The organism is Hyphomicrobium sp., from assembly GCF_035548195.1.
Classification (GTDB): Bacteria; Pseudomonadota; Alphaproteobacteria; order Rhizobiales; family Hyphomicrobiaceae; genus Hyphomicrobium_B.
This window is the reverse complement of record NZ_DASZTY010000024.1, coordinates 130,041-148,259: the sequence shown is the minus strand read 5'-3', so window position 1 is coordinate 148,259 and position 18,219 is coordinate 130,041. Positions and strand designations below refer to the sequence as shown.

The 18,219-nt window shown below is 59.0% G+C and carries 14 protein-coding genes; 9 read left to right on the top strand and 5 right to left on the bottom strand.

What is annotated here, in order from left to right; all coding sequences use genetic code 11:
* The first annotated feature begins 53 nt into the window (after window positions 1-53).
* Complete coding sequence (mdh, locus tag VHB22_RS09170) at window positions 54-1,025, top strand: malate dehydrogenase (RefSeq protein ID WP_325456663.1); 972 nt, start codon at window positions 54-56, stop codon at window positions 1,023-1,025.
* Window positions 1,026-1,091: 66 nt separating this feature from the next.
* Here the strand turns inward: mdh and VHB22_RS09165 are convergent, their stop codons facing one another.
* A complete protein-coding gene (locus VHB22_RS09165; protein ID WP_325456662.1) occupies window positions 1,092-1,736 on the bottom strand; it encodes a 2OG-Fe(II) oxygenase in 645 nt (214 codons plus the stop codon).
* A gap of 203 nt (window positions 1,737-1,939) precedes the next feature.
* Between VHB22_RS09165 and sucC the strand changes: the two genes are divergently transcribed.
* The 5 genes from sucC (at window position 1,940) to lpdA (ending at window position 9,956) form a co-directional block, all read left to right on the top strand.
* Window positions 1,940-3,139, top strand: a complete 1,200-nt coding sequence (gene sucC, locus VHB22_RS09160; protein ID WP_325456661.1) for an ADP-forming succinate--CoA ligase subunit beta — start codon at window positions 1,940-1,942, stop codon at window positions 3,137-3,139.
* A gap of 115 nt (window positions 3,140-3,254) precedes the next feature.
* A complete protein-coding gene (sucD, locus tag VHB22_RS09155) occupies window positions 3,255-4,154 on the top strand; it encodes a succinate--CoA ligase subunit alpha (protein ID WP_325456660.1) in 900 nt (299 codons plus the stop codon).
* 109 nt (window positions 4,155-4,263) lie between these two features.
* On the top strand, window positions 4,264-7,224 hold the full coding sequence (locus VHB22_RS09150) for a 2-oxoglutarate dehydrogenase E1 component (RefSeq protein WP_325456659.1): 2,961 nt from the start codon (window positions 4,264-4,266) through the stop codon (window positions 7,222-7,224).
* A gap of 17 nt (window positions 7,225-7,241) precedes the next feature.
* The gene (odhB, locus tag VHB22_RS09145) at window positions 7,242-8,546 is read left to right on the top strand and encodes a 2-oxoglutarate dehydrogenase complex dihydrolipoyllysine-residue succinyltransferase (RefSeq protein WP_325456658.1); all 1,305 of its coding nucleotides are present in this window, start codon (window positions 7,242-7,244) and stop codon (window positions 8,544-8,546) included.
* Window positions 8,547-8,549: 3 nt separating this feature from the next.
* Window positions 8,550-9,956 carry a dihydrolipoyl dehydrogenase gene (lpdA, locus tag VHB22_RS09140; RefSeq protein WP_325456657.1) on the top strand — a complete coding sequence of 469 codons (1,407 nt, stop codon included), beginning with the start codon at window positions 8,550-8,552 and terminating at the stop codon, window positions 9,954-9,956.
* Window positions 9,957-10,006: 50 nt separating this feature from the next.
* Here the strand turns inward: lpdA and VHB22_RS09135 are convergent, their stop codons facing one another.
* The 4 genes from VHB22_RS09135 to fsa form a co-directional block, all read right to left on the bottom strand.
* Window positions 10,007-11,029: a TraB/GumN family protein gene (locus VHB22_RS09135; RefSeq protein ID WP_325456656.1), complete on the bottom strand. Its 1,023-nt coding sequence runs from the start codon at window positions 11,027-11,029 to the stop codon at window positions 10,007-10,009.
* Between the two features lie 26 nt (window positions 11,030-11,055).
* Entirely contained in the window at window positions 11,056-12,024 is a 969-nt protein-coding gene (locus tag VHB22_RS09130) for a tyrosine recombinase XerC (RefSeq protein ID WP_325456655.1), read from the bottom strand.
* Between the two features lie 68 nt (window positions 12,025-12,092).
* Window positions 12,093-13,517 carry an FAD-binding oxidoreductase gene (locus VHB22_RS09125; RefSeq protein ID WP_325456654.1) on the bottom strand — a complete coding sequence of 475 codons (1,425 nt, stop codon included), beginning with the start codon at window positions 13,515-13,517 and terminating at the stop codon, window positions 12,093-12,095.
* A 31-nt stretch (window positions 13,518-13,548) separates the two neighbouring features.
* Window positions 13,549-14,205 (bottom strand): fructose-6-phosphate aldolase, encoded by a 657-nt coding sequence (gene fsa / locus VHB22_RS09120; RefSeq protein WP_325456653.1) that lies wholly within the window; start codon window positions 14,203-14,205, stop codon window positions 13,549-13,551.
* Between the two features lie 103 nt (window positions 14,206-14,308).
* On the opposite strand from fsa, the gene VHB22_RS09115 reads away from it, so the two are divergent.
* The 3 genes from VHB22_RS09115 (at window position 14,309) to VHB22_RS09105 (ending at window position 18,219) form a co-directional block, all read left to right on the top strand.
* The gene (locus tag VHB22_RS09115) at window positions 14,309-16,543 is read left to right on the top strand and encodes a primosomal protein N' (RefSeq protein WP_325456652.1); all 2,235 of its coding nucleotides are present in this window, start codon (window positions 14,309-14,311) and stop codon (window positions 16,541-16,543) included.
* 160 nt (window positions 16,544-16,703) lie between these two features.
* Window positions 16,704-17,654 carry a glutathione synthase gene (gene gshB, locus VHB22_RS09110; RefSeq protein ID WP_325456651.1) on the top strand — a complete coding sequence of 317 codons (951 nt, stop codon included), beginning with the start codon at window positions 16,704-16,706 and terminating at the stop codon, window positions 17,652-17,654.
* Window positions 17,655-17,706: 52 nt separating this feature from the next.
* Entirely contained in the window at window positions 17,707-18,219 is a 513-nt protein-coding gene (locus VHB22_RS09105) for a hypothetical protein (RefSeq protein WP_325456650.1), read from the top strand.

Here is an 18,219-nt window from a genome sequence, read left to right as displayed (position 1 = left end):
GACGGCCGTCCTGCTTCGCAATCAATAAAGTTTCCTTTTGGGGGTACTTCTGCATGGCGCGCGCCAAAATCGCATTGATCGGCTCGGGACAGATTGGCGGCACGCTGGCGCTGTTGGCCGGAATGAAAGAGCTGGGTGACGTCGTCATGACCGACATCATTGAAGGTGTCGCCAAAGGCAAAGCGCTCGATCTCTCCCAGGCCGCAACTATTGAAGGCTTTGACGCCAAGCTCTCGGGTGCGGGCACGGACGGCTACGCCGCGATTGCCGGTGCCGATGTCTGCATTGTAACGGCGGGAATTCCGAGGAAGCCGGGCATGAGCCGGGACGACCTTCTCGGCGTCAATCTGAAAGTGATGGAGCAGGTCGGTGCGGCCATCAAACAACATGCGCCAAACGCTTTCGTTATCTGCATCACGAATCCGCTCGATGCGATGGTCTGGGCGCTGCAGAAATTTACCGGCCTGCCAGCGAACAAAGTTGTCGGTATGGCTGGCGTGCTCGACAGCGCACGCTTCTCCTGCTTCCTGGCCGAGGCGGCCGGAGTTTCGGTCGAGGATGTCCGGGCATTGACCCTCGGTGGTCATGGCGACGATATGGTCCCGATGGTCCGCTACTCGACCATTGGCGGCGTGTCGCTTCCCGATTGCGTCAAGCTTGGCTTCTTCAGCCAAGAGCAGCTCGACGCGATGATCAAACGCACGCGCAGCGGTGGCGGCGAAATCGTGGGCTTGCTCGGGACGGGATCTGCATTCTATGCCCCTGCCGCCTCAGCGATTGCGATGGCCGAAAGCTACCTCAAGGACAAAAAACGCATGCTGCCGTGTGCGGCGCACCTCAATGGCGAATACGGCGTCAAGAACACTTACGTCGGCGTATCAGCGATCATTGGCGCCGGAGGCATCGAAAAAGTCATTGAGCTTGCTTTGGACGACGGCGAAAAAGCGATGTTCTCGAAGTCCGTTGCTTCGGTCCAGGGCCTGATCGATGCTTGCAAGAAGATTAGCCCCGCGCTTGCAAATTGAGGAGCGAAGCGCGTTGTGCACGCCGATCGCTCCTCTGTTCTCAGCTTTAAGATGCGGACGGTAAATTCAGCCGAAGTGGAAAATTTTCTTCAGGCTGTGAGACAGCGCGCCACGCTTTTCCTTACGCGCGACGTCGGCTTCGCTCCGAAGCCAGGTCATCTGGACCACGCGGCGCTCGCCGACGAATGGCGTATGTCCGTGCCACGAGCCGTTCGAGCGGCGGAAGGCGAAGACCGTGCCGGTCAGCGGACTGATCTGCTCGACATAATCCTCGAAATCTTTGTCGTTACGCAGCACCCGCAGGCAGCCGGCGCCCGTGCCGTCCCACTTGTCGTTGAGGTACGTCAGCATTGTCGCGATCTTGGCTTCGCCGTCCGTATGAATGCGGCCGTCTTTCGCCTGCGATATTTTGCGGATAGTGATCATCTTCGGCTTGTCGACGAGATCGATATCGAGCTTCTCGGAAACAATTTTCGAAACCTCGGGACTTTTCAGATCCGCGAGCAATTTGGCGAATGCACCATGAAGACGGTCGTTGACGTCGGATTCGGTGAAAAAGCCCGGCTCCTTAATGTCTGGATAGTCCGACTTCAGCGGTTCGACCGCCGAGTTTTGGATAAAATTTTCGCCGACGAGAAAATTATACGGCTCGCGCCCGGTGCGCGCCGACTTCAAACCATCGATGTTGATGCATGCAAACTCAGTAGACATGGACGTTCCCCGTTGCTGACCAAGCCAAAATCGAAACCCGATTTACGGCGGCGCCGACCGCGCATCGAGCAATGCAAATATTCGACCCGTAAAATTGGGTGGGACGATCGCCTTTACCGCTCCCAATTGGGGCGTAATGACGGCGCGCAAGCCCTCGAACACATCAAACCATATTCCGCTTCTTACGCCACGGGAGTCCAGGCATGAACATTCACGAATACCAGGCAAAAGACCTTTATCGACAGTATGGTGTGCCGACGCCCAATGGCTTGCCCGCATTTTCGGTGGCGGAGGCGGTTGAAGCCGCGAAGAAACTGCCCGGCCCCGTTTGGGTCGTGAAGGCCCAGATCCATGCGGGCGGCCGCGGCAAAGGAAAATTCCTTGAAGCATCGGCGGGCGACAAAGGCGGCGTCCGGCTGGCGAAGTCGATCGATGAAGTGAAGCAATTCGCCGAAGAGATGCTCGGTAAGACCCTTGTTACGCTCCAGACTGGTCCAGCAGGTCGTGTCGTTAAGCGCCTCTACATAGAAGACGGTTCGGCGATCGAGCGCGAGCTTTATCTCTCCGCGCTTGTGGATCGTGCGTCCTCCCGTGTTGCGTTCATCGTAAGCCAGGCAGGCGGTATGAGCATCGAGGACGTTGCGCACGAGACGCCGGAGAAAATCCACACACTGACGATCGATCCGGCGACAGGCTATCAGCCTTTCCACGGCCGGAAAGTTGCTTTCGCGCTGGGCCTCAAGGGTGATCAAGCGAAAGCCGCAGGCAAGCTCGTCGAAAATTTGTATCGTATGGTCGTCGAGAAGGACATGAGCCTACTTGAAATCAATCCGCTCGTCGTGACAAAGGATGGCAAACTGATCTGCCTCGACGGCAAGATGAATTTCGATTCCAACGCACTCTATCGCCATCCCGAAATCGTCGAACTGCGCGACCTCGGTGAGGAAGATCCGACCGAAGTCGAAGCGTCGAAACACGACCTCGCATTCGTCAAGCTCGATGGCAACATCGGCTGCCTCGTCAACGGCGCGGGCCTTGCTATGGCGACGATGGACATCATCAAGCTTTATGGCGCCGAGCCCGCAAATTTCCTCGACGTCGGCGGTGGCGCTTCGAAGGAGAAGGTGCGCGAAGCCTTCAAGATCATCCTCGCGGACCCGGCCGTGAAGGGCATCCTGGTCAACATTTTTGGCGGCATCATGCGGTGTGACATCATCGCGGAGGGTGTCATCGCAGCGGCGCGGGAAATGGACATCAAAGTGCCACTCGTCGTGCGCCTAGAAGGGACGAACGTCGAGCTCGGCAAGAAAATCCTGAAGGAATCGGGCCTCAAGATCATCCCTGCGGATGACCTCGCCGATGCCGCCAAGAAAATCACGGACGAGCTGAAAAAGGCTGCGTGATCAACCGCCGGTCTGAACGGCCGGAAGATAAACTTGCAACTATAGTCACCCTTGCTGCACCGCAAAAAATGCGCGACATTCGGGCGGCCGGCAGCGAGGCCAATGCGGGGACGGAATGTCAATTCTTGTCGACAAGACGACGAAGGTGATTTGCCAGGGCATCACCGGCAGCCAAGGAACGTTTCACACCAAGCAAGCCCGGGCCTATGGCACTCAGATCGTGGGCGGCGTGACGCCCGGCAAGGGCGGCACCAAACACCCGGACGCCGAATTGGCCGACGTGCCCCTTTTCGACAGCGTCGCCGAGGCCGTCGCCCAAACGGGAGCGACCGCATCGTCAATCTACGTGCCGCCCCCGTTCGCCGCCGATGCAATTCTCGAAGCGATCGATGCGGAGGTACCGCTGATCGTCTGCATCACCGAAGGCATTCCAGTGATGGATATGGTGCGCGTGAAACGCGCGCTCGATGGCTCGAAATCGCGCCTCGTCGGTCCGAATTGCCCAGGTATCCTAACCCCGGGCCAATGCAAGATCGGCATCATGCCCGGAAACATCTTCAAGCACGGCAGCGTCGGCATTGTATCGCGCTCCGGAACGCTCACATATGAAGCCGTGAAGCAGACAACGGACGTGGGCCTTGGGCAAACGACCGCTGTCGGCATCGGCGGTGATCCGGTCAAAGGTACCGAGTTCATCGACGTGCTCGATCTGTTCCTTTCCGATGACGAGACGAAGTCGATCATCATGATCGGCGAGATCGGCGGTTCGGCCGAGGAAGATGCCGCCGATTTCCTCATCCGAGAAGCACGCAAGGGCCGCAAAAAGCCGATGGCGGGCTTCATTGCGGGCGTTACGGCACCGCCTGGCCGGCGTATGGGTCACGCGGGAGCGATCATTTCCGGCGGCAAAGGCAAGGCGGAAGACAAGCTCGCTGCGATGAAAGCAGCCGGCATTGCCATTTCGCCAAGTCCCGCGGCGCTCGGGCGAACGCTTGTCGAGGTTCTCAAAGCGTAAGGAATTGCAGCGCTAAGCTGAGAGGATCGGCAGCGGTTTTCCCGGTCCAATGTCCGCGTCACCCCGGCGGTCGAATTTCGCCTGGCGGGAGCATGAAAGGACGAATGCGATGTCACGAAATGGCCAGAACGAAGCGTTCCTGCGGACCTCGTTTCTCAATGCAGCGAATGCCCCGTACATCGAGGACATGCAGGCTGAGTACGAGCGCAATCCCGGAGCGGTGAGCGATGAGTGGCGCCGTTTTTTTGAAAGCATAAAAGAGCCGGCCGCCGAGCCAGCGATGAACGGCGGCCCGGCTTGGGCGCCGCCGCTCTCGGCTCTCATCGACGACAAAGACACCGACAAAGATCTCGTCTCCGCTCTCACGGGAGACTACGAAGAAACCGAACACACGATCCGGGGCAAGATCGAAAGGCGCGCGCATCTCGCGGGAATCGATATGTCACCCGCGGCCTCAATCCGCGCAACGCAAGATTCTATCCGCGCATTGATGCTCATTCGCGCCTATCGCGTCATCGGCCATCTCGCCGCCGATCTCGACCCTCTTGGCCTTGCGGATCGCCGCGTGCACCGCGAGCTGCTGCCCGAGACGTACGGCTTCACGGAAGCAGACCTCGATCGGCCGATCTTCATCGATCGCGTGATGGGTCTTGGTACCGCAACGATGCGCGAGATCCTGACGATCCTGCGGCGCACCTATTGCCGCCAGATCGGTTTTCAGTTCATGCACATCACCGATCCGGCGCAAAAGGCTTGGATTCAAGAACGTATCGAAGGCCCCGAGAAGGATATCAACTTCACGGTCGAGGGGCGTAAAGCGATACTGCGGAAGTTGGTCGAAGCGGAGACGTTCGAGAAATTCTGCGATCTGAAATACACCGGCACCAAGCGCTTCGGCCTTGAAGGCGCGGAAGCGATGATCCCGGCGCTGGAACAGATCATCAAGCGCGGCGGCCATTTGGGCGTTCGCGAGATTGCTCTAGGTATGGCCCATCGTGGCCGGTTGAATGTCCTTGCGAGCGTCATGGCAAAACCGCTCCGGGCCATTTTCAAGGAATTCAAGGGCGGTTCGTTCAAGCCGGATGACGTTGAAGGCTCGGGTGACGTGAAATACCATTTGGGCGCTTCATCGGACCGTATGTTCGATGGCAACAGCGTGCATCTTTCGCTGACGGCCAACCCGTCCCATCTCGAAATCGTCGATCCCGTTGTTCTCGGAAAGGTACGCGCCAAGCAGGATCAGCACGGCTGCGCCGCGGGAGATCGCACGCCGGTGCTGCCGCTCCTGATCCACGGCGATGCGGCCTTTGCAGGCCAAGGCGTCGTCGCCGAATGCTTCGGTCTGTCGGGTCTGCGCGGACACCGGACAGGCGGCTCGATCCATTTCATTATCAATAATCAGATCGGCTTCACGACGGCACCGCACTACTCGCGATCATCGCCGTACTGCTCCGACGTTGCGCTAATGATCGAAGCGCCCATTTTTCACGTCAATGGCGACAATCCGGAAGCCGTCGTCCACGTGGCGCGCATCGCGACCGAATTTCGTCAGCGCTTTCAGAAGCCCGTCGTCATCGACATGTTCTGCTACCGCCGTCACGGTCATAACGAGACGGATGAGCCGATGTTCACCCAGCCGGCGATGTACAGACGGATCAAGTCGCATCCGACCATCGTCGAAAGCTATTCACAGCATCTTATCGACGAAGGGGTGATCACCACCGCCGAATTCAACGAAATGAAGGATCAGGTGCGGGCGAACCTCGATAACGAATTCGCTGTTTCCGACGGTTACAAACCGAATAAGGCGGATTGGCTTGACGGACGTTGGTCCGGCATCACACGGCCCGATAGCGACGACTGGCGCGGCAACACCGGAATGGCCATCGAAACGCTGAAGGATCTAGGCCGCCGCATAACATCGATTCCGAACGACTTTCACATCCATAAAACCGTCGGAAAACTGCTCGAACGCCGCCGTGAAATGATCGAGAGCGGCACTGGGATCGACTGGGCGACAGGCGAACATCTCGCCTTCGCATCGTTGCTGATGGAAGGCTTCCGCGTCAGACTGTCTGGACAAGACACGGAACGCGGCACCTTTTCGCAGCGCCATGCCGTTTTTGTGGACCAAGAAACAGACCGGCGTTTTGCGCCGCTGAAGCATCTTGCTCCGAACCAGGCGAGCTTCGAGATCGTCAATTCAATGCTATCCGAAGAAGCTGTTCTCGGCTTCGAGTATGGCTATTCGCTTGCCGAGCCGAATGCGCTCACATTGTGGGAAGCGCAATTTGGCGATTTCGCAAATGGTGCCCAGGTCATCTTCGACCAGTTCGTTTCTTCCGCCGAGCGCAAGTGGCTGCGTATGTCGGGTCTCGTCTGCCTGCTGCCGCATGGTTACGAGGGGCAGGGCCCGGAACATTCCTCCGCACGGCTCGAACGGTTCTTGCAATTAAGCGCCGAGGATAACTGGCAAGTCGCGAACTGCACGACGCCCGCGAACTACTTCCATATTCTGCGCCGCCAGTTGCACCGCAATTTCCGTAAGCCGCTGATCCTGATGACGCCGAAATCCCTGCTCAGGCACAAGCGCGTCACGTCGAAAATCGAAGAGTTTGGTCCGGGCACAAGCTTCCATCGCGTCCTCTGGGACGACGCTGAACGGGGCATTTCGACGATCAAGCTGCGCCCTGACAATGAAATCAAGCGCGTCGTCGTTTGCAGCGGCAAGGTCTATTATGATCTTCTCGATGCGCGCGACGCTCAAAACCGAGACGACGTCTATCTGCTGCGCGTCGAGCAGCTTTATCCTTTCCCGGCGCGCGCGCTCATCCAGGAACTTGGCCGCTTCAAATTCGCCGAGATCGTCTGGTGTCAGGAGGAGCCTAAAAATATGGGCGCCTGGTACTTTATGGATGCGAATATCGAGTGGGTCTTGACCCATCTGGGCTATATTCATCGTCGCCCGCGATATGCTGGGCGACCGGCGTCCGCCTCGACCGCGTCCGGCCTGCTTTCGCAACACATCAAGGAGCAGACGGCGCTCGTCGCCGACGCGCTCGGAACTTAGCAATGTGAGGACTCAATATGTCGATTGAGATTCGCGTCCCCATGCTCGGCGAGAGCGTCACGGAAGCGACCGTTGGCAAGTGGTTCAAACAGGCGGGTGATCCGGTACGAGCGGATGAACCGCTGGTCGAACTCGAAACGGATAAGGTCACGGTCGAAGTCCCGGCGCCCGCCTCTGGCGTGCTCGGCGACATCCTTGTCCAATCCGGCTCGACAGTGGCAGTCGGCTCCCTGCTCGCGGCTTTAAAGGATGGCGCAGCGAACACATCCGCGACGTCAACGCCGCCGAAAGCCCCGCCGCCACAACCGCAGCCGGAGCATGTTGCGACGAAGGCAGCCGAGCCCGCGGCGAATACGACCGTACCACCGCCGCCGCCGGCCGCGCGAAAGGCACTTGCCGAATCTGGATTTGAAGCCTCGGAGGTCGCAGGCTCTGGCCGTCGCGGACAGGTGCTGAAAGAAGACGTGATCAACGCCGTTGCTGCGGCGGCAACGCGGCCGTCGACAACACCCTCCCCTCAGGACGCGCCGAATAGCAGCGCGCCAACTAATGCTGTCGCGGTACACGCACCGCAAACGATCGCGATGCGGGATCTCCGTTTGCCGTCCGCCGCCAATGACGTAACGCGCGAAGAGCGCGTGAAAATGTCGAAGTTGCGGCAGACCATTGCCCGGCGCCTAAAGGAAGCGCAGAGCACTGCAGCGATGCTGACGACGTTCAACGACGTCGATATGAGCGCGATCATGGCGCTTCGCACGCAATACAAGGATGTTTTCGAGAAGCGCCACGGCGTCAAACTCGGCTTCATGGGTTTGTTCGTGAAAGCGTGCATCCAAGCCTTACGCGATGTGCCGTCCGTCAATGCTGAGATCGACGGTGATGAGATCGTCTATAAGAATTACTACCATATCGGCGTCGCCGTCGGGACGGAGAAGGGCCTCGTCGTGCCCGTAGTACGGGACGCCGATCAGCTAAGCTTGGCCGGTGTCGAGCAGCGCATCAACGAATTCGGCAAGCGTGCGCGGGACGGCAAGCTTTCGATCGAGGATATGCAAGGCGGTACGTTCACGATCTCGAACGGTGGCGTTTATGGCTCGCTAATGTCCACCCCAATCCTCAACGCACCGCAGTCTGGCATTCTCGGGATGCATCGCATCGAGGAACGCCCCGTGGTTCGCAACGGCCAGGTCGTGGCGCGCCCGATGATGTACCTCGCGCTGTCTTACGATCATCGCCTTGTCGATGGCAAAGAGGCGGTCACCTTCCTTGTGCGCGTCAAGGAATGCCTTGAAGATCCGCAGCGCTTCATCCTGGAGCTCTGAGGAATGGCTTACGATCTAATCGTCATTGGCACCGGCCCCGGCGGCTATGTTTGCGCCATTCGTGCAGCGCAGCTCGGAATGAAAGTTGCCGTTGTCGAGAAGCGTGGAACGCATGGCGGCACCTGCCTGAACGTCGGCTGCATCCCGTCGAAGGCCCTGCTTCACGCGTCCCATGCTTACGACGAAGCAAAGCACGCCTTCGGCGCGATGGGCATTGAAGCATCACCGATTCTCGATCTTGAAAAGATGCAGGGGTTCAAGCGCGACGGCGTAAAGGGCAATGTCGAAGGCGTCGCGTATCTCTTGAAGAAAAACAAGATCGACAGCTATTTCGGCGCCGGCCGGATCGTAAAAAGCGGCGAGGTCGCTGTGACTTCACCGACCGGCGAAACGCAAACGCTTGAAGCGAAATCGATCGTGATCGCGACAGGGTCTGATGTCGCTCGTCTGCCCGGCATTGCGATCGATGAAAAGCGGATCGTCTCATCGACCGGCGCATTGGACTTGGCGTCCGTTCCGCGCAAGCTGCTTGTTATCGGTGCCGGTGTCATCGGATTGGAGTTGGGTTCGGTATGGCGGCGTCTCGGCGCCGATGTGCTGGTGGTCGAATACCTCGATCGCATTCTACCGGGCATCGACAAGGAGGTCGCCCGCGCCTTCCAGCGAATTCTGGAAAAGCAGGGTATCGCGTTCCGTCTCGCCAGCAAAGTCACGGCCGTTACCGGAAACGAAATCGCGGGGAATCCACTCAGCATAAAGATTGAGCCTGCTTCAGGCGGCGCCGCCGAGACGATCGATGCCGATGTCGTACTCGTCGCCGTCGGACGCATACCTTACACGGAAGGTTTGGGTCTCGCTGAAGTCGGCGTTGCGCTCGACGCCAAGAAGCGCGTGCTGGTCGACGGGCATTTTCAGACAAACGTGTCCGGTATCTTCGCTATCGGTGACGTCATCGCTGGACCGATGTTGGCGCACAAGGCTGAAGATGAAGGTGTTGCTGTCGCTGAGATTATCGCCGGACAAGCAGGGCACGTGAATTACGACGTCATTCCTAATGTCATCTACACCGCGCCCGAAGTTGCAAGTGTCGGTAAGTCGGAAGAAGAATTGAAGGCCGAAGGCGTCGCCTACACTGTCGGCAAGTTCCCGTTCACCGCCAATGGCCGCGCCAAGTCAATCCGCACGACCGACGGCTTCGTCAAGATCCTCGCCGACGCAACGACCGATCGCGTCCTCGGCGTGCACATCATCGGCGCAAATGCCGGAGAGCTTATCGCCGAAGCCTGTGTACTGATGGAATTCGGGGGCTCGGCGGAGGACCTTGCCCGCACGTGCCACGCGCATCCGACGTTGAGCGAAGCAGTCAAGGAAGGAGCCCTTGCCGTCGGCAAGCGTGCCATTCATCTCTGAAGTCGCTCGACACTTGCACTCTATGGCCGGGCTTGACCTGGCCAGACGCGCTACTCCACTGCCGTCACGGTATACCCGCGCTCCCTAAGTAGCGCGACGAGCCCGGCGGACCCGACAAGATGGAGCGCGCCGACGGCGATGAAGGCGTTGCCTTTCTCTATTAGAGGTACAGCTGCATCGCGCATGCCCGCGTTTCGGTCAAGCAGAAGCGTCTTCTTGAAGCCGTCGAATGCCGATGCTGGCACGCCCGCCGCTGCTGCGAGGGCCAGTTGGAACGGCATGGCGGCGCCGATTTCCCGTTTCAAATACATCTGGACAAGCGTTTCCATCATGTCATCGCTGCGGTCGGCGTATTTGAGCCCAACCTTGAGCATCGCAATTTGCTGATCATCCGGAATCGACGCCAGCGCTTTGAGCTGCTTTTCGATGGTTTCTAGGCCCGTTATCCTCAAGCCGTCTTTCTGCGCTTCCGCCGCAACTTTCAGATCGAGGACCTTTGCACCGGCAGCGACCTGTTTGCGTTCGCAGTCCGATGTCGCAAGAAGCATGCTGATGAGCCAGGGTCGTAAGACTTCAGCGACCTTTGCGGGCATGCCAGCTTGCGCGACGACATGCTCGACCTTTTGGAATTCCTCCGCGGAAAGCTGAGTTTTGAGCGTCTTGCCGCCACCGTAGGCGACAAGCTCTTGCGACTTCGCCATTGCGGCTGCGACGGCCTTGTCCGAGAGGTCCGCGACCTCCAGTGCCACGGACTTGGAATGTGCAATCGCTTCTTTGGCTTGGGCGGGAAGCCGCGAGATGCGTGGATCTGAAATATGCATCGTCGCCATCAGGTAGGATGGCGCGATGCCCGGCTTTTCGATCTTCCATAGAATTGCTTCCGTATTTGCCGTCAGCCGACTTTCATCCATGACCTTCTTGTAAACATCGGGAGCCGTGCTTTGCATCTCCGCCAGCATGTCGGTGCCGTGGCAGCGTCGCGCCGCATCGTCCGCACGCGCCGGAAGAGGACCCGAGAAGAACATCGCGGCACAGGTGCAAAGAAACAGGCCGAGCAGAAACCGTGATGTCATGTGAAGCTCAAAAGCAGGCGGTAAATCTAGGCGCGAGCGGCGCGGGGATGCGCTTGATCGTAGACAGCCAGCAGACGTTCGCGATCGACTTCAGTATAAACTTGCGTCGTCGAAAGCGAGGCGTGTCCCAAAAGCTCCTGAATTTGCCGTAAATCCGCGCCCGCGGAAAGCAGATGTGTCGCGAATGAATGGCGAAGCGCGTGCGGCGTCGCCGTCTCCGGCAGTCCGAGATCACGCCGCATCTGCTCCATCGCAAGTTGAATGAGACGAGGTGACAGCGGCCCGCCGCGCGCCCCGAGGAACAATGGTCCGTCGCCGGAAAGCGGAAACGGGCACAGCGCGATATACTTTGCAATAGCTTCCGAAATGATAGCCAACGCGGGCACTAATCGCTCCTTGCCGCCCTTACCTCTGATGTGCATGACGTCGCGGCCGTTGAGCGGAGCGGTATTTGGCGTCAAGCCTAGCGCTTCGCTGATGCGTAGTCCCGCACCATAGAGCAATAAAAGCACCGCCGTATCGCGGGCCGCGATCCATTCCATTGCATGCTGATTTTCCGGCACGACCACAGATGCTGCGCCGTCGACCGTCAAAGGCTTAGGCACCGAATGTGGAATTTTCGGTCGTGCCACCTGCAGCACGGCGCGGTTTTCGACCTTGTCCTCTTTTTCAAGCCAGCGAAAAAAAGTTCGAAGCGCTGACAGCGAACGCGCCAGCGAGCGTGATACGACGTCGGACTTGCGCCGGTGCGCGAGAAAGGCGCGAAATGCTTTCGCATCAAGCCGCACGAGATCGGCCAGGCAAGGCGCATATCCGAGATAGGATCTCAAGAACGCCATAAACTGCGTAAGGTCGCGGCGATAGGCATCACGCGTGGCCGAACTGAGACCGCGCTCGACGTCCAGATGCACAAGCCAGTCATCAACCGCTCGCTTGAGGTCATCGCCAAGCGGCAGCTCGAAAACCAATTTCGAATGTTCGCTTGATGGACCCACCTGCCACCCCTTCTGTCGCAATCGACCGTTTCCCGACGCGGTTAACAAACCGTTAACGCACCGGCGAGCTACAGTAATTTGCCAGGATTGAGGATGCCTTTCGGATCGAGTGCGGTTTTGATGGCGCGCATCATGTCGAGTTCGACGGGCGATTTGTGCAGGCGCAATGCTTCGCGTTTCATTTGGCCGATGCCATGCTCCGCCGAGATCGACCCCCCAAGATCAGAAACAAGTTCGAAGATGGCTTCTGACATCGGCTCCCAAAGTGCCAGAAACGCCTCTCGATCCCCGCCTTCGGGTTGGCTGATGTTGTAATGCAGGTTGCCGTCACCGAAGTGGCCGAATGGAACAGGCCGCGCGCCGGGCGAGACACGCTCGACGATCGTCGCAGCGCGTTCCAGAAACACCGGGATCTGCGCAATCGGCACCGAAATATCGTGCTTGATGCTGCCGCCCGCGCCTTTCTGCGCCTCGGAAAAGGAATCGCGCAGACGCCAGAAATCCTGCCCCTGCTGCAAAGAACGCGCGATGGCTGCGTCCTGAACGAGGTCCTGTGCGTGGGCCACCGTCAGCAGCGATTCGAGTTCGCGCACGGCCGGCGATCGTGGACTGACATGCGAAAGCTCGATCAGCACGTACCAGGGATAAGCATCCACGAACGGATCGCGCATCCCTTTCATATAGCGTAGGGCAAACTCTTGCGCGCGATGAGCCCATATCTCGAAACCGGTCAGAGCCGGCCCGGCTTCCGCTTCCGCAAGGCGAAACAACTTCAACGCCGCCGCAGGAGACTCGACCGCCACAATGGCCGTCTCACGCTCTGCCGGTATGGGAAACAATTTCAAGGCCGCCGCCGTGATGACGCCAAGCGTACCCTCGGAACCAACGAGCAGATCGCGAAGATCGTAGCCCGTATTGTCTTTCTTCAGACGCCGCAATCCATTCCAGATGCGGCCGTCGGCAAGCACGGCTTCAAGGCCGAGCGCCAGGTGACGCGCGTTGCCGTAAGCTAGAACCCCTGTGCCGCCAGCATTCGTCGCAAGCACGCCGCCGATCATCGCGCTGCCCTCGGATGCAAGGCTCAGCGGAAACAACCGGCCCACACCCTCGGCTGCATTTTGAGCTTCGAGAAGGGTAACGCCGGCTTCGACGATCATCGTGCCGCCTGCGGAATCAACATCGCGCACCTTTTTCATGCGCGCGAGCGAGAGCACGATCTGGTCGCCGGTTTGCGACGGAATTTGTCCACCGACGAGCCCGGTATTTCCCCCTTGCGGTACGACACCGATGGCATGCGCGTTGGCGAGCGCCACGATGCGCGAGACTTCATCTGTAGTCCCCGGTCGCAACACGACGGGCGTCTTCCCGATGTACCGGTCCCGCCATTCGCGCAGATATGGCGCCTGATCATCCGCGCGCGTCAACGCATTCGCACCGCCGACGATGTCGGCGAAGCGGCGCAAAAGACTGGGCGAGATGAGTCCTGATGGCACGCGTCTATATCCGTGGGGCAACGACGACCCGTTATACGATCTTTTGCCCGGTCTTCTTCCAATCATTGACGAAGGCCGTGAGCCCGGCATCCGTCAACGGATGCTTGACAAGCGCCTTCAAGATGGCGGGCGGTATTGTTGCGACATCGGCGCCGATCATCGCCGCTTCCTTGACGTGATTCACGGTGCGGATCGACGCCGCCAAGATATCCGTTGAAAGGTCCGGATAGTTATCGAAAATCGTCCGGATCTCGCGAATGACGTCCATCCCGTTCAAGCCGATATCGTCAAGCCGCCCGATAAATGGAGAGACGAATGTGGCGCCTGCTTTCGCCGCGAGCAACGCCTGGTTGGCTGAGAAGCAAAGCGTAACGTTGACCATCGTGCCGTCGCTCGTCAGCGCCTTGCACGCCTTGAGGCCATCAAGCGTCAACGGCACTTTGATGGTCACATTCTTGGCGATCTTGCGTAGAACCTCGGCTTCCCGCATCATGCCTTCGTAATCGGTCGCCGCGACCTCTGCCGAAACCGGTCCCGGCACGACCGCGCAAATTTCCCTGACGATATCCTTGAAATCCCGCCCCGCCTTGGCGACCAGCGTTGGATTTGTCGTCACGCCGTCGAGCAGGCCCGTGGCAGCTAACGCCTTGATCTCGGCCACATCGGCGGTATCGACGAAGAATTTCATTTCTTTCTCCTACCTCGTCCCTAACTTTTCCGGCTTGCCTTTGGTGCGCCGCAACTTCAAGCAAACCTAGCACGCTCGATTCTTGGAAGAAGCTTCTAGTCCGTTGAACGTCCCTTTGGATAGTCTGCTCGAAATCCTGGATAACGGTGCCCACGGGGGCGGCCGGAGCGTGCCCGTTTTGATGCCGGTCGCGCTCGATCAGACCTACGATTATCTTGTACCGGACGGCGCCGACGTGCCTCCCGGTTCCTTTGTGCTCGTGCCTTTCGGGCCGCAGACGCGCATCGGCATTGTCTGGGACGGTCCCCGAGGCGAAGGCAAGCCTGTCGATTCGAAAAAGCTCAAGACCCTGACGAGCCTGATCGACGCACCTCCGCTCCCGGAAATCTCGATGCGCTTTGCCGAATGGGTGGCGCGCTACACCCTGGCGCCGCTCGGCATGGTGGCGCGCATGATGATGAGCGCCGACGCAGCTTTCGAGCCTCCGAAGCATCGATTCGGCGTGCGAGTTGTCGACGGCGCCCCGCTGCCGTCGAAAATGACCTCCGCACGTACACGCGCCCTGGACATTGCCGCCGATGGCCTCATCCGCGCCAAATCGGATTTGGCGCATCTCGCAGGCTGTTCAACGGGCGTAATCGACGGTTTGGCAGCAGCCGGTAATCTGGTCGAGGTCGCGATTCCCGAGCGCGTCTTCCCCCGCCCCAATCCAGAACACGCAACGACCGAATTTACGGAAGCGCAGGAGCGCGCCGTTTCGACGCTCGTCGGCGCGGTCGATGCCAAGAACTTCTCTGTCACGCTGCTCGACGGCGTCACCGGCTCTGGCAAGACGGAAGTATACTTCGAAGCTGTTGCGCGGGCGCTCGCAGCCGGCGATCAGGCGCTCATCATGCTTCCCGAAATTGCGTTGACGAGTCAGTTCCTGGAGCGCTTTCAAAAACGCTTTGGCGTTGCACCGGTCGAATGGCATTCGGCGTTGAATCCCGCCGAGCGCGGCCGCATCTGGAAAGGCGTTGCGCGCGGAGACGTGCGGTGTGTCGTCGGCGCGCGATCGGCGCTCTTTCTTCCCTACGTGCAGCTCGGCTTGATCGTAATCGACGAGGAGCACGACCAGGGATTTAAGCAGGAAGATCGCGTTCATTATCAAGCACGCGATATGGCGGTCGTTCGTGGCAGTCTCGGGAAATTCCCCGTTGTGCTCGCCTCCGCGACGCCTTCGATCGAAAGTCACGTCAACGCACTCGTCGGACGCTATCGCCACGCCGTGCTGCCCGGGCGCTTTTCAGGCGTTGCGATGCCAGATGTCGCGCTAATCGATTTAAAGTCCGAAAAGCTCGAACCAGGTAAATGGCTGGCGCAGCGTCTCGTCGCCGCGATTACCGAGACGCTGAAGAAAGAGCAGCAAACGTTGCTGTTTCTCAATCGCCGGGGCTACGCACCGCTAACGCTTTGCCGGTCGTGCGGCCACCGCCTCGAATGCCCGCAATGTACGGCATGGCTGGTCGAGCATCGCTTCAAGAAAAAACTAACTTGCCACCACTGCGGTTTTTCACTCGCCCTTCCCGAGAAGTGTCCGAAGTGTGCGGCGCCCGGTGCACTCGTCGCCTGCGGCCCCGGGGTCGAACGTGTGCAGGAGGAAATCACCGAGCGTTTTCCCGACGCGCGGGTGGCGCTGCTCTCGTCCGACCTGATCCCTAGCCTGACGGAAATGCGCGAGATCATTCGCGGCATCGAGGCGCGCGAATACGACATCATCATCGGTACGCAGATTGTTGCCAAAGGCCACAACTTCCCCGGCCTCGCACTTGTCGGCGTCGTCGATGGCGACCTCGGCTTAGCCCACGGGGCTGACCCTCGCGCCGCTGAACGCACGTTCCAGCTTTTGCATCAGGTAACGGGCCGCGCCGGCCGCACGAGCTTTGTCGGCCGTGGTCTCGTGCAAACATATTCGCCCGACCATCCGGTTATGAAAGCCATCGTCGCGGGCGATCGTGATGCCTTCCTGAACTACGAGGTCAAGACGCGACAATCGGGCTTACTGCCGCCCTATGGACGACTGGCCGCCATCGTTATTTCCGCTCGCGACAAGCCTTTGACGGAGATCACGGCGCGGGAAATCGCTAGACGTGCGCCGCCTTCGGATGTCATTTCCGTGCTCGGCCCCGTCGAAGCGCCCATCGCCGTTGTGCGCGGCCGCCATCGCTGGCGATTGCTGGTCAAGGCACCCCGCGAGGTCGATCTCCAGTCTTATCTGCGTGCCTGGGCTGGAACAATTCCAAAACTCAAAAGCGACATTCGGATAACGGTCGATATCGACCCCTATAATTTCCTTTGATCTTTAGCTACCGCATCGGCGCGTGCGGCATGTTTGCCATAAGACGGAGACCTCGAAGCGCTGAGCGTGACGCGCCGTTTCGCAGATACACCAAATCGGCTAAAGGGGCAGTTACAGTCATTGGAAATTGATCTTTTCCAGAGCCGTTTGAAAGACACGCATGCCTCTCAAAATCGCCGTGCAGATGGATCCAATAGATCGCATCGATATAAAAGGCGATTCCACCTTCGCGATTCTGCTCGAAGCGCAGAAGCGCGGCCACGATATTTTTTACTATACGCCGCCCGATCTCTCACTGCACGGCGACAAGCTTCTGGCGCGCGGGCAAAGTTTGAGGGTCGAAGATAAGCATGGCACGCACTTCGCGCTCTCGAAACCGCGCATCGAAAATCTCGCCGATCTCGACGTGGTTCTCCTTCGGCAAGATCCGCCATTCGATATGGCCTACATCACGACGACGCACCTTCTGGAGCGCATCCATCCAAAGACATTGGTCGTCAACGATCCGGCGCACGTGCGCAACGCGCCCGAAAAACTTTTCGTCCTCGATTTTCTCGACTTGATGCCGCCAACGCTCGTCACGCGATCTCTCGCTGACGTTCAAGCATTTCGCAAAGAGTTCAAAGACATCATCATCAAGCCGCTCTACGGCAATGGCGGCGCGGCTGTCTTCCGCATCAAACCGGACGACGGAAACCTCGCCTCGCTCATCGAGCTCTTCCAAACGGTCTTCCGCGAACCGTTCATGGTCCAGGAATTCCGGCCAGAAGTGAAAGAGGGCGACAAGAGGATCATTCTGGTTGATGGCGAAATTGCCGGTGCGCTCAATCGCATCCCGCAAGCCGGTGAGACACGCTCGAACCTTCACGTCGGCGGAATGGCGGTTGCTGCGAAGCTCACTGCGCGCGACGAGGAAATATGCGCGCGCTTGAAACCCGAGCTTAAAAAGCGTGGCCTCATCTTCACGGGCATCGACGTCATCGGCCCGTATCTGACCGAAATCAACGTAACCTCCCCGACCGGTATACGCCAAATTCAGGCGTTCGGCGGCAACGACATCGCCGCGATGATCTGGGACGCAATCGAAAGAAAGAGACAACGAGCTGCGTGACGTTCCCGCCGGAAGACGCGCGCCCATCAACCGGAAGGATGTTCCGCAAATGATGTCATGGAAATTGGGAGGTTGGGCGGCGTCACGTCTTTCGCTGGCCATCTTTGGCCTGTGCGCTGCTATCGTGCCGTTGCGGAGCGCGGACGCGATCACAACGTCTCCGTTCGCGGCGCTCGTTGGGCGCTGGACCGGCGAGGGCGTCCTTGGTTTCAAAGCCAGCAAGCCCGAGCGTGTCAAATGCCGCGCAACTTACATCCTCGATCCGGCATCTCAGAATGAGCTGAAGCAGACAATCCGATGCGCCACGTCTTCCGGAGCGATTGAAGTCATCAGCAATATCAAGGAAGCTGGCGGCAAGCTCACGGGCCATTGGAAGGAAACGATCCATAACTTCGAAGGTGATCTGACGGGTGACGTTACGCCGAAAGGTTTTCGTGTCATCGTTCGGGGTGCTGATATCTCCGCCAACATGGATATTGTCGTCCGCGGCAGCATGCAGGCCGTCGAAATCCAGTTCGTCAATTCATCCCTGATTGGCCTCTCGATGGCGATGAAAAAGGGCTGA

Bases quoted from the DNA above. Each gene is read 5' to 3' on its own strand.
- mdh (WP_325456663.1), top strand. From the start codon at position 54: ATGGCGCGCGCCAAAATCGCATTGATCGGCTCGGGACAGATTGGCGGC.
- VHB22_RS09165 (WP_325456662.1), bottom strand. From the start codon at position 1,736: ATGTCTACTGAGTTTGCATGCATCAACATCGATGGTTTGAAGTCGGCG.
- sucC (WP_325456661.1), top strand. From the start codon at position 1,940: ATGAACATTCACGAATACCAGGCAAAAGACCTTTATCGACAGTATGGT.
- sucD (WP_325456660.1), top strand. From the start codon at position 3,255: ATGTCAATTCTTGTCGACAAGACGACGAAGGTGATTTGCCAGGGCATC.
- VHB22_RS09150 (WP_325456659.1), top strand. From the start codon at position 4,264: ATGTCACGAAATGGCCAGAACGAAGCGTTCCTGCGGACCTCGTTTCTC.
- odhB (WP_325456658.1), top strand. From the start codon at position 7,242: ATGTCGATTGAGATTCGCGTCCCCATGCTCGGCGAGAGCGTCACGGAA.
- lpdA (WP_325456657.1), top strand. From the start codon at position 8,550: ATGGCTTACGATCTAATCGTCATTGGCACCGGCCCCGGCGGCTATGTT.
- VHB22_RS09135 (WP_325456656.1), bottom strand. From the start codon at position 11,029: ATGACATCACGGTTTCTGCTCGGCCTGTTTCTTTGCACCTGTGCCGCG.
- fsa (WP_325456653.1), bottom strand. From the start codon at position 14,205: ATGAAATTCTTCGTCGATACCGCCGATGTGGCCGAGATCAAGGCGTTA.
- gshB (WP_325456651.1), top strand. From the start codon at position 16,704: ATGCCTCTCAAAATCGCCGTGCAGATGGATCCAATAGATCGCATCGAT.
- VHB22_RS09105 (WP_325456650.1), top strand. From the start codon at position 17,707: ATGTCATGGAAATTGGGAGGTTGGGCGGCGTCACGTCTTTCGCTGGCC.